Origin of the sequence: Nonomuraea sp. NPDC049028 (assembly GCF_043197735.1) — a bacterium.
In the GTDB taxonomy this organism is placed as follows: Bacteria; Actinomycetota; Actinomycetes; order Streptosporangiales; family Streptosporangiaceae; genus Nonomuraea.
This window is the reverse complement of the sequence record NZ_JBICTR010000003.1, coordinates 939,502-954,386: the sequence shown is the minus strand read 5'-3', so window position 1 is coordinate 954,386 and position 14,885 is coordinate 939,502. Positions and strand designations below refer to the sequence as shown.

General features: G+C 69.0%; 16 protein-coding genes. 12 read left to right on the top strand and 4 right to left on the bottom strand.

All coding sequences use genetic code 11. The features are described from left to right. Positions 1–123: 123 nt before the first annotated feature. Positions 124–765, bottom strand: coding sequence for a phenylalanine--tRNA ligase beta subunit-related protein (locus ACGFJ2_RS15415; protein ID WP_357949657.1), 642 nt, complete (start codon positions 763–765; stop codon positions 124–126). A 75-nt stretch (positions 766–840) separates the two neighbouring features. On the opposite strand from ACGFJ2_RS15415, the gene ACGFJ2_RS15410 reads away from it, so the two are divergent. Together ACGFJ2_RS15410 and ACGFJ2_RS15405 are read left to right on the top strand one after the other, a co-directional pair. Continuing rightward, entirely contained in the window at positions 841–1,413 is a 573-nt protein-coding gene (locus ACGFJ2_RS15410; protein ID WP_393468418.1) for a winged helix-turn-helix domain-containing protein, read from the top strand. Beyond that, complete coding sequence (locus tag ACGFJ2_RS15405; protein WP_393468415.1) at positions 1,413–2,678, top strand: MFS transporter; 1,266 nt, start codon at positions 1,413–1,415, stop codon at positions 2,676–2,678. The genes ACGFJ2_RS15410 and ACGFJ2_RS15405 overlap by 1 nt, the downstream gene beginning before the upstream one ends. Positions 2,679–2,700: 22 nt before the next feature. Here the strand turns inward: ACGFJ2_RS15405 and ACGFJ2_RS15400 are convergent, their stop codons facing one another. Beyond that, positions 2,701–3,618, bottom strand: coding sequence for a CU044_5270 family protein (locus ACGFJ2_RS15400; protein ID WP_357949665.1), 918 nt, complete (start codon positions 3,616–3,618; stop codon positions 2,701–2,703). 123 nt (positions 3,619–3,741) lie between these two features. Here ACGFJ2_RS15400 and ACGFJ2_RS15395 point away from each other — a divergent pair, with 123 nt between their 5' ends. From ACGFJ2_RS15395 to ACGFJ2_RS15355, 9 genes are all read left to right on the top strand, one after another. Further along, positions 3,742–4,257: a SigE family RNA polymerase sigma factor gene (locus ACGFJ2_RS15395; RefSeq protein WP_393468412.1), complete on the top strand. Its 516-nt coding sequence runs from the start codon at positions 3,742–3,744 to the stop codon at positions 4,255–4,257. Next, on the top strand, positions 4,244–4,993 hold the full coding sequence (locus ACGFJ2_RS15390; RefSeq protein ID WP_393468409.1) for a hypothetical protein: 750 nt from the start codon (positions 4,244–4,246) through the stop codon (positions 4,991–4,993). The genes ACGFJ2_RS15395 and ACGFJ2_RS15390 overlap by 14 nt, the downstream gene beginning before the upstream one ends. 109 nt (positions 4,994–5,102) lie before the next feature. Beyond that, on the top strand, positions 5,103–6,167 hold the full coding sequence (locus ACGFJ2_RS15385; protein WP_393468406.1) for an MBL fold metallo-hydrolase: 1,065 nt from the start codon (positions 5,103–5,105) through the stop codon (positions 6,165–6,167). Between the two features lie 186 nt (positions 6,168–6,353). After that, complete coding sequence (locus ACGFJ2_RS15380; protein ID WP_357949676.1) at positions 6,354–7,349, top strand: ABC transporter substrate-binding protein; 996 nt, start codon at positions 6,354–6,356, stop codon at positions 7,347–7,349. Further along, the gene (locus ACGFJ2_RS15375; protein WP_357949679.1) at positions 7,349–8,146 is read left to right on the top strand and encodes an ABC transporter ATP-binding protein; all 798 of its coding nucleotides are present in this window, start codon (positions 7,349–7,351) and stop codon (positions 8,144–8,146) included. Before ACGFJ2_RS15380 ends, ACGFJ2_RS15375 begins: the two co-directional genes overlap by 1 nt. Beyond that, on the top strand, positions 8,106–8,978 hold the full coding sequence (locus ACGFJ2_RS15370; RefSeq protein ID WP_357949682.1) for an ABC transporter permease: 873 nt from the start codon (positions 8,106–8,108) through the stop codon (positions 8,976–8,978). The genes ACGFJ2_RS15375 and ACGFJ2_RS15370 overlap by 41 nt, the downstream gene beginning before the upstream one ends. 2 nt (positions 8,979–8,980) lie before the next feature. Continuing rightward, positions 8,981–10,261 carry an LLM class flavin-dependent oxidoreductase gene (locus ACGFJ2_RS15365; RefSeq protein WP_357950744.1) on the top strand — a complete coding sequence of 427 codons (1,281 nt, stop codon included), beginning with the start codon at positions 8,981–8,983 and terminating at the stop codon, positions 10,259–10,261. After that, the gene (locus tag ACGFJ2_RS15360; RefSeq protein ID WP_357949685.1) at positions 10,258–10,773 is read left to right on the top strand and encodes an NAD(P)H-dependent oxidoreductase; all 516 of its coding nucleotides are present in this window, start codon (positions 10,258–10,260) and stop codon (positions 10,771–10,773) included. Before ACGFJ2_RS15365 ends, ACGFJ2_RS15360 begins: the two co-directional genes overlap by 4 nt. Continuing rightward, the gene (locus ACGFJ2_RS15355; RefSeq protein WP_358203655.1) at positions 10,770–11,258 is read left to right on the top strand and encodes a flavin reductase family protein; all 489 of its coding nucleotides are present in this window, start codon (positions 10,770–10,772) and stop codon (positions 11,256–11,258) included. Before ACGFJ2_RS15360 ends, ACGFJ2_RS15355 begins: the two co-directional genes overlap by 4 nt. A gap of 36 nt (positions 11,259–11,294) precedes the next feature. Here the strand turns inward: ACGFJ2_RS15355 and ACGFJ2_RS15350 are convergent, their stop codons facing one another. Beyond that, positions 11,295–12,353 (bottom strand): dihydrodipicolinate reductase, encoded by a 1,059-nt coding sequence (locus ACGFJ2_RS15350; protein ID WP_393468401.1) that lies wholly within the window; start codon positions 12,351–12,353, stop codon positions 11,295–11,297. Between the two features lie 181 nt (positions 12,354–12,534). On the opposite strand from ACGFJ2_RS15350, the gene ACGFJ2_RS15345 reads away from it, so the two are divergent. Further along, positions 12,535–13,407, top strand: a complete 873-nt coding sequence (locus ACGFJ2_RS15345; RefSeq protein ID WP_357949694.1) for an SDR family oxidoreductase — start codon at positions 12,535–12,537, stop codon at positions 13,405–13,407. A gap of 38 nt (positions 13,408–13,445) precedes the next feature. Here ACGFJ2_RS15345 and ACGFJ2_RS15340 read toward each other — a convergent pair whose 3' ends face one another. Then, on the bottom strand, positions 13,446–14,705 hold the full coding sequence (locus ACGFJ2_RS15340; protein ID WP_358203650.1) for a nucleotide sugar dehydrogenase: 1,260 nt from the start codon (positions 14,703–14,705) through the stop codon (positions 13,446–13,448). Positions 14,706–14,885: the final 180 nt, after the last annotated feature.

Genomic DNA, 14,885 nt, shown 5'->3' with positions numbered 1-14,885 from the left:
GCAAGAGACGCCCCGCGGCCTCGCCCGATCCTCTCAAGAGAGTCCGAAGAGGTCACGCCCCCCTAGTCAATCCAGGGGGTGCCGCAATTATCACTGTTTGGTATCAACAGCTGTGCGGCAGGTTTATTTCACTCCAGACAGCACTCTGGTGCTGATCCGCACCTCGGGGGACAGCTCGGTCAGCAGGTTCGCCAGCTCCTCGCCCGCCTCCTTGAGCTCCTCCATGGACATCGGCTCCAGCCGCTCCAGGATGAAGATCGCGTTCGTGGTCTCCTCGGTGAGGCGGGTGCGCGCCACCTGGCGCCAGTTCCACCTGCGGCAGGTGACGCCGATGTCGTCGCGCCAGATCACCTCGCCGGGCTCCGGGGCGCCGAGCGCCTCCGCCTCCTCGTCGCCTTCGGCCCTGACCAGTCGCGGCGGGCCGGCGTAGTGGTCGAGGTCCTCGCCGCCGATCGGCAGCGCGTGCTTCACGCTGATCGAGTTGTACGCGTCGACGGCCTGGTTGATCTCCGGCAGCGGCAGCCTGCGGGTCAGGGCGTCGACCGAGGGCCTGGTCTTCTGCGGCTTGGCGCCGAACGCGCGGTAGGCGTCCTTCCACGCGTCGATCTTCTCGGTCTGTACGGGCTGCTCCGAGGCCGCGGCCAGCCAGGCGCGGGAACGGTCGTCGGTGGGCCCGTTGCGCAGGCCGTGCGCCGTCATGACCAGCACCGCGAAGTCGGGACGCAGGGCGAAGACCGCCTCGTCCACCCAGATCTCATCAAGCATGCGGACCAGTTTATTCGCCAAGGAAACTCGCAAAATTCTCTTTGCAAAATTGACTTTGCGGTTTAGCCTTCGTCTATGGAAGAGCAGTTCAAGATCAGTGATCCTCAGGTGCTCAAGGTGGTGGCGCACCCCCTGCGGGTGCGGCTGCTCGGCCTGCTGCGGGGCGACGGCCCCGCGACGGCCAGCGAGCTGGGGCGCAAGGTGAGGGAGAGCTCCGGCTCGACCAGCTACCACCTGCGCGAGCTGGCCAAGTACGGCTTCATCGAGGAGGACCCCGAGCGGCGCGACGGCCGGGAACGCCGCTGGCGGGCCCGCCATCAGTACACCTCCTGGGACAACCTGGAGATGGCGGCCACACCGGAGGGGCAGGAGGCCGTCCGGATCATGCAGCTGCGCCAGTTGGAGGCGCTGGGACGGGCGGTCGAGGCGTTCGAAGCGGGGGAGTGGCCCGCCGAGCTGGTCGAGGTCTCCGGGATGAGCGACCATCTGGTGCGGCTGCCCGCCGCGGGTGTCCGTGAGCTCAGTGAACGCGTCGACGCGCTGGTGCGCGAGCTCAGCGAACGTTACGCGGACGACCCCGGCGCCGTGCCGATGACCGTCTGGTCGGCGGCCTTCCCTCGAAGGCCGCGGGAAGGGCAGGACGGCTGATGACTCCCCGATCCGCGTTACGCCGCTACCTGCTGGTCAGCTTCCTGACCTGGCTGCCGCCCGGCCTGATGACGGCCGTCATGGTGTTGCTGATGACCGACCGGGGTCTCAGCCTGGCCCAGATCGGGTTCGCCGTCATGGTGTTCTCGATCGTCACCATCGGCCTCGAACTGCCCACCGGCGGCCTGGCCGACGTGATCGGCCGCCGGACGGTCCTGGCGATCTCGGCCGCGTTCACCGTCGCCGCGCTCGCGCTGATGGCGGTCTCGACCACGTTCTGGATGTTCCTGGCCACCGGCGTGCTCAAGGGCGTCGCCCGCGCCCTGTCCAGCGGCCCCGCCACCGCCTGGTACGTCGACACGCTCCACGACCTCGAAGGACCGGACGCCGACCTCAAGCCGGGCCTGGCGCGCGGCGGCGCGATGGAGTCGGTGGCGCTGCTCCTGGGCGTGCTGGTGGGTGGGTTCGCGCCGCTCGCGGTGCCGCCGGCGGTGATGACGCCGCTGGCGCTGCCGCCGCTGCTGGGCGCGGCGGCCGGGATCGTACTGCTGGTGACGGTGCTCTTCGCACTGCCCGAGGCCGCGCACCCGCAGCGCGTCGGGCGGTCGCTCGGGCGGGTTGTCCGGGACGTGCCCGCGACCGTGGCCGAGGGTGTCCGGCTGGCGGCGGGTGGACCGTTGCTGCGTCGCCTGATGCTGGCCGCCGCGGCGTCGGGCGTCGCACTGGCCAGTGTCGAACTGCTCACCCCCGGCAGGCTGGCGGCGCTGGCGGGCACGGCGGAGCTGGGCAGCACCGGCTATGCCGTCGTGGCGGCGCTCGGCTTCGCCGGCAGCGCGTTGGGCAGCACGATCGTGCCCAGGGTGGCCAGGGCCGCGGGCGGTTCGGTACGCGGCGCGGTGGCGGGCGTCGTCCTGACCGCCGTGGCCATCGCCGCCCTGGCGGCCACGGCGGGCCTCGACGGGGCGCCCGGTTTCGCGGGCACCGGGCTGGCTTATATCGTCATGTTCGTCGGCCTTTCGGTGGCCGGGGTGCTGTGCTCGGAGATGACGCACCACGCCGTCACGGCCGCGCAGCGCACGACGGTGACCTCGACAAGCTCACTGTCCCTGCAGGCGGGGGCGGCGCTGCCCAACCTGATGTTCGGCACCCTGGCCGCCCAGGCCGGGCTGTCCGCCACGTGGTCGCTCGCCGCGGGGGTGGTCCTGGCCTCCGCGCTGCTGTTCGTCCGCATGCCCGCGCTCCGGCCGGCTCGCCCAGCCCGGTAAAGGGGCCCGTACGGAGCATGACTCAAGGGAGAGCGGGCACCGACGGGGCGGTGTCGGTCCAGCCGACCTGGAGCATGGTCGAGGTACCCGTGGCCGGCTTGCCGTCGACCTCGGCCGTCAGGCTTTCGGCCAGCGACACCATCTCGTCGGTGTCGACGATCACCTCGGTCTCTGGCCTGTGACGGACCCGATCGAGAGCGATGAAGAGTTTCGTACCGGTCCTGCCCAGAGCGTCCTTGGCCGTCCCCCGGGAGCGTACGCCGGGCATCGTCAGCAGCGCTCGGTAAGCCGCGGCGCGGACTTCCTTCGGCGCGGGAAGATCGCGTAGCAGAGTGAGCAGCGCCGCTGCCACGCCGCTGTCGACGGCGTCCTCCGGAGCCCTCGCGACCCGCACGGCCTTCGTGAGCCAGGCTTTCAGACCACTCGGGTCCGCGGGCAGCTTCTGGACCTCCTCGTACGACAACTTCTGTTCAGCCAGATAGAAGGGGCTCGAACGCTTCGGGGCGATGAGCCGGCCCTTGTCCACTTTGGTGTCCAGGGTCACGGGGCCGTCACCGGCAGGGCGGCTCAACCTGGACGGGGAGCCGTCGCGGCGCCATGCCTTCTCGTCCGCCGCGCTCTTCGGTCGTGCCCCCAGACTCCGGAGCCCGAACCAGGCCTTGCCATCGGTCGAGGTCCAGACTTCCGCGATCTGCCGCTCCTCCACCCAGTAGCGGTTGGCGCCCCTCCCGAACTGCTCGGGCTGGGTGCTCCGCAGCAGCGTCCTGGTATGCCAGTAGGCGCCTTCCGCCGGAGTCGTCACCGTACGGGTGGTGGCCGCGAGCCGCAGGTCCGGCGCGGCCAGGAGGCCGGGCGCGTTCGGCATAGTGATGGCGCTCACCACGGCCAGGCCGATCCCGATGGCGATCAGCGGCCGGATCAGGGTGGTCACGCGTTTCATCTGTTTCACGCCTCCCTATACGCCTGAACGGCCCACGGGGTTGCCTGTGGGACGGCCCTTGATCCGAGGCAACGCCCGGCGTGGCCCAGGCGTATTAGGAGGCGTGAAATCGGACGGACAGACGTGAGCAGCGCGGAGGAACAGGCATTCGCCGCGTTCGTGGCCGCTCGCGGCACCAGCCTGCTGCGGGTCGCCTACCTCACCTGCGGCGACGAGGCGGAGGCGGAAGACCTGCTGCAGACGGCGCTGGAGCGTACATGGCGCAGCTGGGACCGGGTGCGGTACGCCAACCCCGAGCCCTATATCCGCCGCGTCATCGTGAACACCGCCATCAGCCGGGCCCGGCGGCGGGCGATCCTGCGCGTCATCCCGGTGCACACCCCGCCGGAGTCGGCGGCGCCGGAGACCGACGTCGACCTGCGCCGGATGCTCATGGACGCCCTGCGTGCCCTGCCTCCCCGGCAGCGCGCGGTGATCGTCCTGCGGTACTGGGAGGACCTCGGCGAGACGCAGACCGCCGAGATCCTCGGCTGCTCGGTGGGCACGGTGAAAAGTCAGGCATCCAAGGCTATGGCCAAGCTCCGTTCGGCGCTCGGCGACGGAACGCTGGAAGGAGTGATCAGGAATGTCCGTACTTGAGGAGCGCCTTCGCCAGATCATGGCGGACGAGACCGCGAGATTGCGGGCCGCGCCCGACCTGGTGGAGCGGGTGCTCCGGTCCTCGCGGAGGAGGAGGCAACGAGTCAAGTTCGCCGCCTTGGCCGCGTCGGCGGCCGTCGTCGCGACGGCGGTCCCGGCCTTTCTGATCCTCGGGCCAGGCCCCGCGACCGTGCTGACGCCCACGGTCAGCACGTCAGCCGCGACCCCTGATCCGACGCAGCCGGACACTCCCGCCATCGACGACACCCCGCCGCCCCCGTCTCCGACCCCCGATTTCGGGGACCTGGGCGACGGAAGGGCCTTCGGGCACGTCAAGGTGGGTTACCTGCCAGACGGGTTGAAGTGGGGCAACTGGTCCCTGAACTTCGGCGACAAGTACACGACCTCATGGAACTACGACGGGGACAAGCACGGCTTCTACTGCGTCCAGATCTACGTGTACGAAGGCGAGACCGTCCAGGAAGTCGATGACCGCATCCAGAAGTACCGCAGGGAGGGGAAGGGCGAAGAGGTGACCATCGGCGACCGGACCGGGTACCTGATCACGCAGCGGGTCGGCGAGGACGGCGGGAACGGTACCCCGACCTTCACCCTGACCATGAGCGAGGGGCGGAGGGCCGACGTGATGATCAGCCCGGTGTACGCCAAGAAGCTTGGCGGCGCCAAGACGAAGCGTGAGCTGTTGAAGATCGCCGAAGGGCTCACAGCCGACTGAAACCAGGCCCGCCAGCGGTTCTGCGGCCGGACAAAGCGGCCGTCACCGGCCGTTTCCCGGGCCAGCCCGCCGATCGGTAGTAGAACATGGTTCGGGCACAATGCTGAGCATGGCGAAGTTTGTGGTGACTCCATCCAGCGAGACTCAACGCGCGGCGTGGCTCGGCGGCACGATTCCCGAGGTCGAGCGGGTGCGGCCGGGACTGTGGTCGGTTCCGGTGCCGATCCCGGTCAATCCCCTGCGTTACGTGCTGGTCTACGTCCTGGAACTGCCCGACGGGGTCGCCATCGTCGACGCCGGATGGAACACCGACGAGGCGTACGAAGCGCTCGTCGCGGGGTTGCGGGTCGCCGGGTATGCGATCACCGACGTCAAGGGCGTACTGGTGACCCACATCCATCCCGATCACTACGGCCTGGCCGGGCGGGTCCGGGAGATGTCGGGCGCGTGGATCGCCCTGCACCCCGCCGACGCGCGCCTCGTCCACGATCGGTACGACGACAGCGCCATCGACTCGCTGGTCGAGCGCGAACGGGCGCAGCTGGTCCGGTCCGGCGTGCCCGAGCTGACCCTGGACGAGCTGGCCGGCGCCTCGATGATGATCAGGCACATGGTGTCGATGGCCAAGCCCGACCGGCTGGTCGAGGACGGCGATCGGCTGGACCTGCCCGGCTGGGACCTGCGGGCCGTCTGGACCCCTGGGCACTCGCCCGGCCACCTCTGCTTCGTGTCGCCGTCCAGGAAGCTGCTGTTCTCCGGCGATCACGTGCTGGCCAAGATCACGCCGATGGTGGCCGTGCATCCGCAGTCGGCGCCCAACCCGCTGGCCGACTACCTCGACGCGCTGGCCGCCGTACGGAAGCTGGATGTGGAGGAGGTGCTGCCCGCGCACGAGTACCGGTTCCTGGAGCTGGCCGAACGGGTCGACTACGTGATGGCGCATCACGAGGAGCGGCTGGCGGAGATCGAGCGGATGCTCGGGGGCGCCTCCGGCGGGGTCTGCTGCTGGGACATCGCGACCGGCCTGACCTGGTCGCGGCCCTGGGAGACGATCCCGCCGTTCATGCGGCGCGCGGCCACCAACGAGACGCTGGCGCACCTGGTGTGGCTGGAGTCGCGGGGACGGGCGCGGCGCGTGCTCAGCGAGCCGGAGCTGTGGTTCGCGGGCGCCTGACCAGGCGACATTTATTTCATGTAAACCCAGTAGGAAATGTTGACTTCTTGACCGCGGCTGCGTAGCGTCGAGTGCATGAGCCCGGACCTCACCCGGCGCGCGCATGTCGACTTCTGCCGCGTCGTCAGCGCACAGTGTCACTGATCACGACTTAGTCCCCGTCCCCCCTTTATTTGAGGACATCTCGTGATCAAGCGTCTCGCTTCCCTTGTCCCTCTTCTCCTCGCCGTCACGGCGTGCGGCACCGCCCAAGGCGCCGCCGAAACCCAGGAACTGCGCTACCAGGGCAGTGTCGGCACCGTCACCTTCCCCGAGCTGGCCGAGGAGCTCGGCTATCTCAAGCCCGTCAAGCTCAAGTGGATCGGCAACACGACCAGCGGACCGCAGGACATCCAGACGGCCGCCACGGGACAGAGCGACTTCGGTGGCGCGTTCAACGGCGCCGTGGTCAAGCTCGTCGCCGCCAAGGCCCCGATCAAGGCCGTGATCAGCTACTACGGCAGTGACCAGAACTCCTACCAGGGCTACTTCACCCTCCAGGACAGCCCGATCCACAGCGCCCGCGACCTGATCGGCAAGAAGGTCGGCATGAACACCCTGGGCGCCCACGCCGAGGCCGTGCTGAAGGAATACCTCAAGCGCGGCGGCCTGACCCCGGCCGAGATCAAGCAGGTCGAACTGGTCGCCGTCCCGCCCGTCAGCACCGAGCAGTCGTTGCGCCAGAGGCAGATCGACGTGGCCGTGCTCGGCGGCATCCTGCGTGACAAGGCGCTGGCACGCGGCGGTCTCAAGGTCCTGTTCAAGGACGTCGACCTGTTCGGCGACTTCTCGGCCGGGACGTACGTACTCACCGACCGCTTCATCAAGCAGAACCCGAACACGACCAGGAAGTTCGTCGAGGCCACTGCCAAGGCCATCCAGTGGACCCAGACGCACACCCGTGAAGAGGTCGTGGCCGAGTTCAAGAAGATCATCGCCAAGCGGGCCAGGAACGAGGACTCCACCACCGTCGGCTTCTGGAAGAGCAGCGGTGTCGCGACCAAGGGCGGGGTGATCGAGCCGCAGGAGTTCCAGCGGTGGATCTCCTGGCTGGAGGGCGCCGGCGAGATCAAGCCCGGCCAGATCAAACCCCAGGACGTCTACACCAACGCCTACAACCCGTTCGTCTCGGGAGGCTCCTGATGAAGATCGAGTTCGTGTCCGTGACCAAGGAGTTCGCCGTCCGTGGCAGCTCGTTCACCGCTCTGTCCGACATCTCGCTCGACGTGGCCGAAGGCGAGTTCCTCACGCTCGTCGGCCCCAGCGGATGCGGCAAGTCCACCCTCCTCGACCTGCTCAGCGGCCTGACCCTGCCCACGCGCGGCGAGATCCGCATCGACGGCGTCCCCGTCTCCGGTCCTGGGCTCGATCGAGGCATCGTCTTCCAGCAGTACGCGCTGTTCCCCTGGCGGACCGCGGTGGCGAACGTGGAGTTCGGGCTGGAGGCCAAGGGGGTGCCGCGGCGCGAACGCCGTGAGCGCGCCCGCGGCTACCTCGACCTGGTCGGGCTGCGCGGCTTCGACGAGCGCTACCCGCACGAGCTGTCGGGCGGCATGCGGCAGCGGGTCGCCATCGCCCGCAGCCTCGCCTACGACCCCGACGTCCTGCTCATGGACGAGCCCTTCGCCGCCCTCGACGCCCAGACCCGCGAATCCCTCCAGGAGGAGCTGCTCCGCATCTGGAACAAGACCGGCAAGACCATCGTGTTCATCACCCACGGCATCGACGAGGCGGTCTATCTGGGGCAGCGGGTGGCCGTCATGACGCCCGGCCCCGGTCGTATCCGGGCCGTCGTACCGGTCTCGTTCGCCTCCCGCGAGGGGGACCTGCGCGCCGATCCGGTGTTCGGTGAGTACCGCCACGCCATCTGGACGCTGCTGCGCGAGGAGGTGACCTCCGTTGGCCAGACCCTCACTCAGCCTCTCCGCCTCCCCGCTTGACGACGACCACCTCCACCCGCCCGCCGTCACGACCCTCGCGCCGGTGCGTCCCACCGCCGTTCGGCGCCGTAGCCTCTGGGGCGTCGCCCGCCGGGTGGTCAACGCCTCCGCCGCGATCGTCGTGCTGGCCGCCGTCTGGGAGATCCTGCCCAGGGCCCAGGTGGTGGACCCCACCTTCCTCCCGCCGTTAAGTGACGTCTTGACCGCCTGGTACGACCTGCTCCGCAGCGGCGAGCTGGCCGACCATGCCCAAGCCTCCCTGGCCAGGTCGCTGGCCGGGTTCGGGGCGGCCATCGTGGTCGCCATCCCGCTGGGCCTGCTGATTGGCTGGTACCGCCCGGTGGCCGAGCTGCTGAACCCGGTCCTGGAGCTGTTCCGCAACACCGCCGCCCTGGCCCTGCTGCCCGTGTTCGTGCTGGTCCTGGGGCTGGGGGAGACGTCCAAGGTGTCGATCATCCTGTACGCCTGCGCCTGGCCGATCCTGCTCAACACCATCGCGGGCGTCAAAAGCGTCGACCCGCTCCTGATCAAGTCGGCGAGGTCCATGGGGCTCGGGCCGTACCGGCTGTTCCAGAAGGTCATCCTGCCCGCCGCGGTGCCCACCATCTTCACCGGCATCCGCCTGGCCGGGGCGTACTCGATCCTCGTGCTGATCGCCGCCGAGATGGTCGGCGCCAAGGCGGGGCTCGGCTACCTCATCAACTACGCGCAGTACAACTTCCGGGTGCCCGACATGTACGCGGGGATCATCACGATCTCGGTGCTCGGCCTGCTGTTCAACCTGCTCCTCGTACGCCTGGAGCGACGCTTCTCCACCTGGAGGACCACGTGACCATGCATCTGAACGCCTTCCTGATGGGCGTCGGCCACCACGAGGCCGCGTGGCGGCACCCGCTGACCGAGCCGAGCCGTATCACCGACATCCGGCACTTCCAGGAGCTGGCCAGGATCGCCGAACGCGGCAAGCTGGACTCGGTGTTCCTGGCCGACGGCCTCGCCCTGTGGGGAAATGTCCGGCACAACGCGCTCGGCGGGCTGGAGCCCCTCACCCTGCTCGCCGCCCTGGCCGCCGTCACCGACCACATCGGCCTGATCGCCACGGTGTCCACGACGTACAACGAGCCGTTCCACGTGGCGCGCAAGTTCGCCTCGCTGGACCACATCAGCGGCGGCCGGGCGGGCTGGAACATCGTCACCTCCGCCGGCGAGGCCGAGGCCCGCAACTTCGGCATCGAACGCCCGCCGCACAGCGAGCGCTACCACCGGGCGGAGGAGTTCCTCCAGGTGGCGAACGCCCTCTGGGAGAGCTGGGCGGACGGAGCGGTCGTCGGCGACCGGCGCACGGGGGTCTACGCCGACCTCTCCCTGGTCCGGCCGATCGATCACGTGGGCACACACTTCAAGGTGCAGGGCCCGCTGAACGTCCAGCGCTCGCCCCAGGGCCGCCCCCTCCTGGTCCAGGCCGGGTCGTCGGAGGACGGCAAGGAGTTCGCGGCGCGGTTCGCGGAGGCGGTGTTCACCGCGCAGCAGACCCTGGAGGACGCACAGGAGTTCTACGCCGACCTCAAGGGCAGGCTCCCCGCGTACGGGCGCCGGCCCCAGGACCTCAAGATCCTGCCCGGCGTCTCGCCCATCATCGGCTCGACCGAGCGCGAGGCGCTGCGGCTGGAGAAGGAGCTGGAAGACCTCATCGTCCCGGCGTACGGCGTGCAGCAGCTCTCGAACATCCTCGGCGTCGACCTCACCGCCCACCCCTTGGACGGCCCACTGCCGGACATCCCGCCCAACCCGGACGGCCAGCAGAGCCGCATCAAGCTGATCAAGGACCTGGCGGCCCGTGGCGACCTGTCGATCCGCGAGATCATCGGCAAGCTCGCCGGCGGCCGCGGCCACCGGGTGGTCGCGGGCACGCCCGAGCAGATCGCCGACCAGCTCCAGGAGTGGTACGAGAACGGCGCGGCCGACGGCTTCAACATCATGCCCCCGCACCTGCCGGGCGGCCTCGCGGACTTCGTCGAGCAGGTCGTCCCCGAACTGCAGATCCGCGGCCTGTTCCGCAAGGAGTACGAGGCCCGCACCCTTCGCGACCACTACGGATTGGCCACCGCCTCATGAGCATCGTCACCGTCGTCGGCAACCCGCGCTCCGGATCGCGCACATTGGGGGCGGCGGTCGCGGCCACCGACGCCATCGCCGCCCGGCTCGGCCACACGGGCCCGAGGGACGTCATCGACCTGTCGGCCCTCGCACCGGAACTGCTCCTCCCGCGGAGCACCGCGAATGTGGAGATCGCCCTCGAACTCCTCACCAGCGCCTCGGTGGCCGTCGTGGCCAGCCCCACCTACAAGGCGACCTACACCGGCCTGCTCAAGGCGTTCCTCGACCGGCTGCCCCCGAACGCCCTGGCCGGCACCGCCGCCCTGCCGATCCTCGTCATGGGAGACCCCAAACACGCCCTGGCGGTGGAGGTCCACTTCCGCCCGCTCCTGGTGGAGCTGGGGGCTTTCGTCCCCACCCCCGGCCTGGCCCTCCTGGAGTCGGAGCTGCCAGGAGACGACGGACCCTTGGCCCGCTGGGCGGATCACGTCGTGCCACAGATAACGGTCAGGCAAGGAGTGTTGAGATGACCATCTCCCTGGATCGCGACGAGTTCCGCACGGCCCTGGCCCAGCACGCCGCCGGAGTGGTCATCGTGACGGCCAGACCGGAGGGCGTCCCGGTGGGCCTCACGGCGACCTCGTTCTCCTCGGTGAGCCTTGATCCGCCGCTGGTGTCCTTCTACGTCGACCAGTCGTCCACCACCTGGCCCTGGCTCCGGCTGGCCGATCATTTCGCGGTGAACGTCCTGGCCGGCCACCAGCACGACCTGGCCACCCGCTTCGCCCGGCGCGGCATCGACCGCTTCGCCGAACCCACCCGGTGGCAGCCCGGCCCGCACGACACGCCGTTGCTGGAGGACGTCTCCGCACATCTCATCTGCATTCCGCACACGACCGTGGAGATAGGCGACCACACCCTGGTGGTCGGCCTGGTCACCGCCGCCCAAACCACCCCAGCCCGCCCGCTCCTCTACCACCGAGGGCAGTACGGACGCTTCCTTCCGCACAACTGACTGTAGGCGGCCCGCTCCCCGCCGTACGTGGCCCGCTTAACGGATGCGGACCCGGGCGCGTGCGGTGGGGAGGGGAAGATCAAGCAGAGTGCGGACGCCGGGCGGGGCGGCGCAGACGGCGGGGATGGCGTTGATGGCGTGGGCGGCCGCGGCGGCCAGCCCGTGGGAGACCTCGTCGATCGACATCGTCATCTGCGGCACGCCCTCGATGTGGATCGCGAAGCCCGGCTCCGGCCAGCGCGCCACCTTGCCGGCGTCGGCCTTGTAGATCACCTCGACCGTCATGAACGGCCGCCCCCGCACCAGCCCCGAGAACACCCAGCGTGACGCGCACACCGCGCCCTCCTCGACCCGGCCGGCCGCGATCTCGAACTCCCGCCCGGCCACCTCGAACTCGTCCCGCTCCTCCACCTCGTCCAGCCGCACGTCGAGCGCGTCGGCCACGAGTTGCACGCTCTCGGCGAAGAGCGAGCGCTGGAAGGTACGGAACGGCCGGACCGCTTCGGCGTAGTCCTTGGCCGTGCGGGTGAACCCGACCATGTCCACGACGACCTGGCGCGACGGGTGGCCGCGGAAGTCCGACGACTCGCGTACGTAGATGTGGTCGACCCGGTCCGACAGCCCGGTCAGCGCCAGCGGCAGGAAGTCGCTCATGAAGCCCGGGTTGATGCCGGTGCCGTGGAGCGTGGTGCCGCCCTTGTCACAGGCGGCCTCGATGCGTTCCACCACGTGGGGGCCGTACGACTTGGGGTAGACGAAGCCGGTGGTCGTGATGACGTTCTTGCCCGAGGCGAGCAGCGCGCAGATGGTCTCCAGGTCCAGACTCCGGTCGGGGCCGAAGTAGAAGGACGGCAGCGGCATGTGCAGCACGCAGTCGGCCTCGATGGCCATGACGCGCGCCGGGTCGTCCGTGCAGCTCACGCCGGCGTACGGCAGGCCGACCAGCTCGCCGGCGTCTTTGCCGATCTTGTCGTTGTCATAGACGAGGACTCCCGCGAGCTCCAGCCCCGGCCTGCTGAGCACGCTGCGCAGCGCATAGCGGCCGACGGCTCCCGTGGCCCACTGAACCACGCGAAGGGGCGCGTTTACCGGCATGTCCGGCCTCCGAAGGCCCGGTGGAGGGCGGACAGGAGCTGGAGGTCGCCGCCCATTCGAAGCCCAGAACTCTAGCAGAGAACGAACCTTCTGATCACTATCCGCGACGATCAGTCGTAGTGCGGCGGACTCGGGTTATTGTGCCATTACTAGAACGATGTTCTCCTGCGCTGGAGGTTCGATGCTTCGGTTCGATGACAGGGTCGCGATCATTACGGGAGCCGGGCACGGTCTCGGCAGGTCGCACGCGCTCCTGCTGGCCGAGCGGGGTGCCAAGGTCGTCGTGAACGACCTGGGCGGCGCGCTCGACGGCACCGGCGCCTCCGCGGGTCCCGCCGCCGACGTGGTCGAGCTCATCACCAAGAACGGCGGCCAGGCCATCGCCAACGCCGACAACGTGGCCACGCCGGAAGGGGCCAGGGCCATCGCGCAGGCCGCGGTCGACGCGTTCGGCAAGATCGACATCGTCGTCAACAACGCGGGCATCCTGCGTGACAGGTCGTTCGGGAAGATGGCGGTCGAGGACTTCGACAATGTGCTGGCCGTACACGTGCGCGGCTCCTACCTGGTCAGCCAGGCCGCCTACCCGTACATGAAGGAGGCCGGCTACGGCCGGATCGTCAACACCTCCAGCCCGGCGGGCCTGTTCGGCAACTTCGGCCAGGCCAACTACTCCACCGCCAAGATGGGCCTGGTCGGCCTGACCAAGACGCTCGGCATCGAGGGGGCTCGCAACGGCATCAAGGCCAACGCCATCGCGCCGATCGCCTGGACGCGGATGACCGAGTCGCTGCTGCCGGCCGAGTTCGAGGCCAAGTTCACGCCCGAGCGGGTCAGCGCGCTGGTGGCCTACCTCGTACACGAGTCGTGCGAGTCGAGCGGCGAGGTGTTCAGCGTCGGCGGCGGCCGGGTGGCGCGGGTGTTCGTGGCCGAAGGGCCCGGCTGGAAGTCGGACGAGCTCACGCCGGAGTCGCTGGCGGACAACTGGGCGGCGGTCATGGCCGAGCAGCCGTACGTGCTGTCGGCCGCGGACTCGATGAAGGCCATGCTCTAGGAACGCCGGAGGGGGCTACCTGCAGCCCCCTCCGGGTTTCACAGCCGCTCGACGTTGGGCCCCCGGCAGCGGTTGCGCGTGTCGAAGACGAAGGTGCTCACCTGCTCGACCAGCTCGTAGTCGAAGCAGTCGTGGTCGGTCAGGATCAGCACCGCGTCCGCCTGGGCGAGTTCCTGGCGCGTGGCGTCGATGATCGCAATTCCCTGCGGCAGCAGGAAGTGGTCCACGTGCGGGTCGGCGGCCCGTACATCCGCGCCCAGCTTGCGCAGGGCCCTGGCCACCTCGATCGCCGGCGACTCGCGGCAGTCGCCGGCGTTCTTCTTGTAGGCGAGGCCGAGCACGATCACCCGGCTGCCCTTGATCGGCATGGAGCGCTGGTTCAGCGCGAGCGTCAGCCGGTGGACGACGTGATCCGGCATGTGGTCGTTAATGTCGTTCGCCAGCTCCACGAACCGGAAGTTGTGCCCCAGGCTGCGCTTGACCTTCCACGACAGGTAGGACGGGTCGATCGGCAGGCAGTGCCCGCCGACGCCCGGGCCTGGGGTGAAGCGCATGTAGCCGAACGGTTTGGTGGAGGCGGCGTCGATGGCCTCCCAGACGTCGATCCCGAGCTGCCGCGCGAAGATGGCCAGCTCGTTCACCAGGGCGATGTTGATGTGCCGGAAGGTGTTCTCCAGGAGCTTGCTCAGCTCGGCCACCTGAACCGAGGAGACGGGAACGGCATCGCGCACGATGCGCTCGTAGAACGCCTGGACTCTCTTCAGCGAGGACTCGTCGATGCCGGACACGATCTTCGGGGTGTTGTCCAGCCGCCAGCGGGTGTTTCCCGGGTCGATCCGTTCGGGGCTGTAGCCAAGGTAGAAATCCTCGGGCGCCTGCAGTCCGGAGCCTTCCTGAAGCAGGGGCAGGAGATATTCCTCGGTGGTTCCGGGATAAGTCGTGGACTCCAGCACCACTGCGGCGCCCGGCCGGAGGAGCGGCGCGATGGATTGCGCGGCCGAGGCGATGTGCCGGAGATCGGGCACGCCCTCGCGAAGCGGCGTCGGCACCGTGATCACACAGATGTCGAACATCTCGGCGTCGGCGTAATCGGTGCTCGCCAGATAGCGGCCGCAGCGGTGTGCGGCGATCAGCTCGTCGTCCCCGATGTCCTCGACATAAGATTCGCCGGCGGCCAATCGCTTGATCCGCCACTGGTCCACGTCGATGCCCACAACGTCGAATCCCGCGCTTACCGCCCGCATCGCCAGAGGCAGGCCGACATAGCCTTGGCCGACGACCACCAGTTTCTCTCCCATGTCAGGAGCCCCCGTTACATCGAGATGAGACACGATCCGACTGTAGGAGGCCGGAGTTCTCATATCGCCGATTTGATGGCGATGCCCGGCGTGTCGTCTGATGGCGTTTCCGTGGCAAGGCCAGCGATTAGGGGTGCATAAGGGCATTAAACGGAATATTTCCGCGCGCCCAAGAAAAGG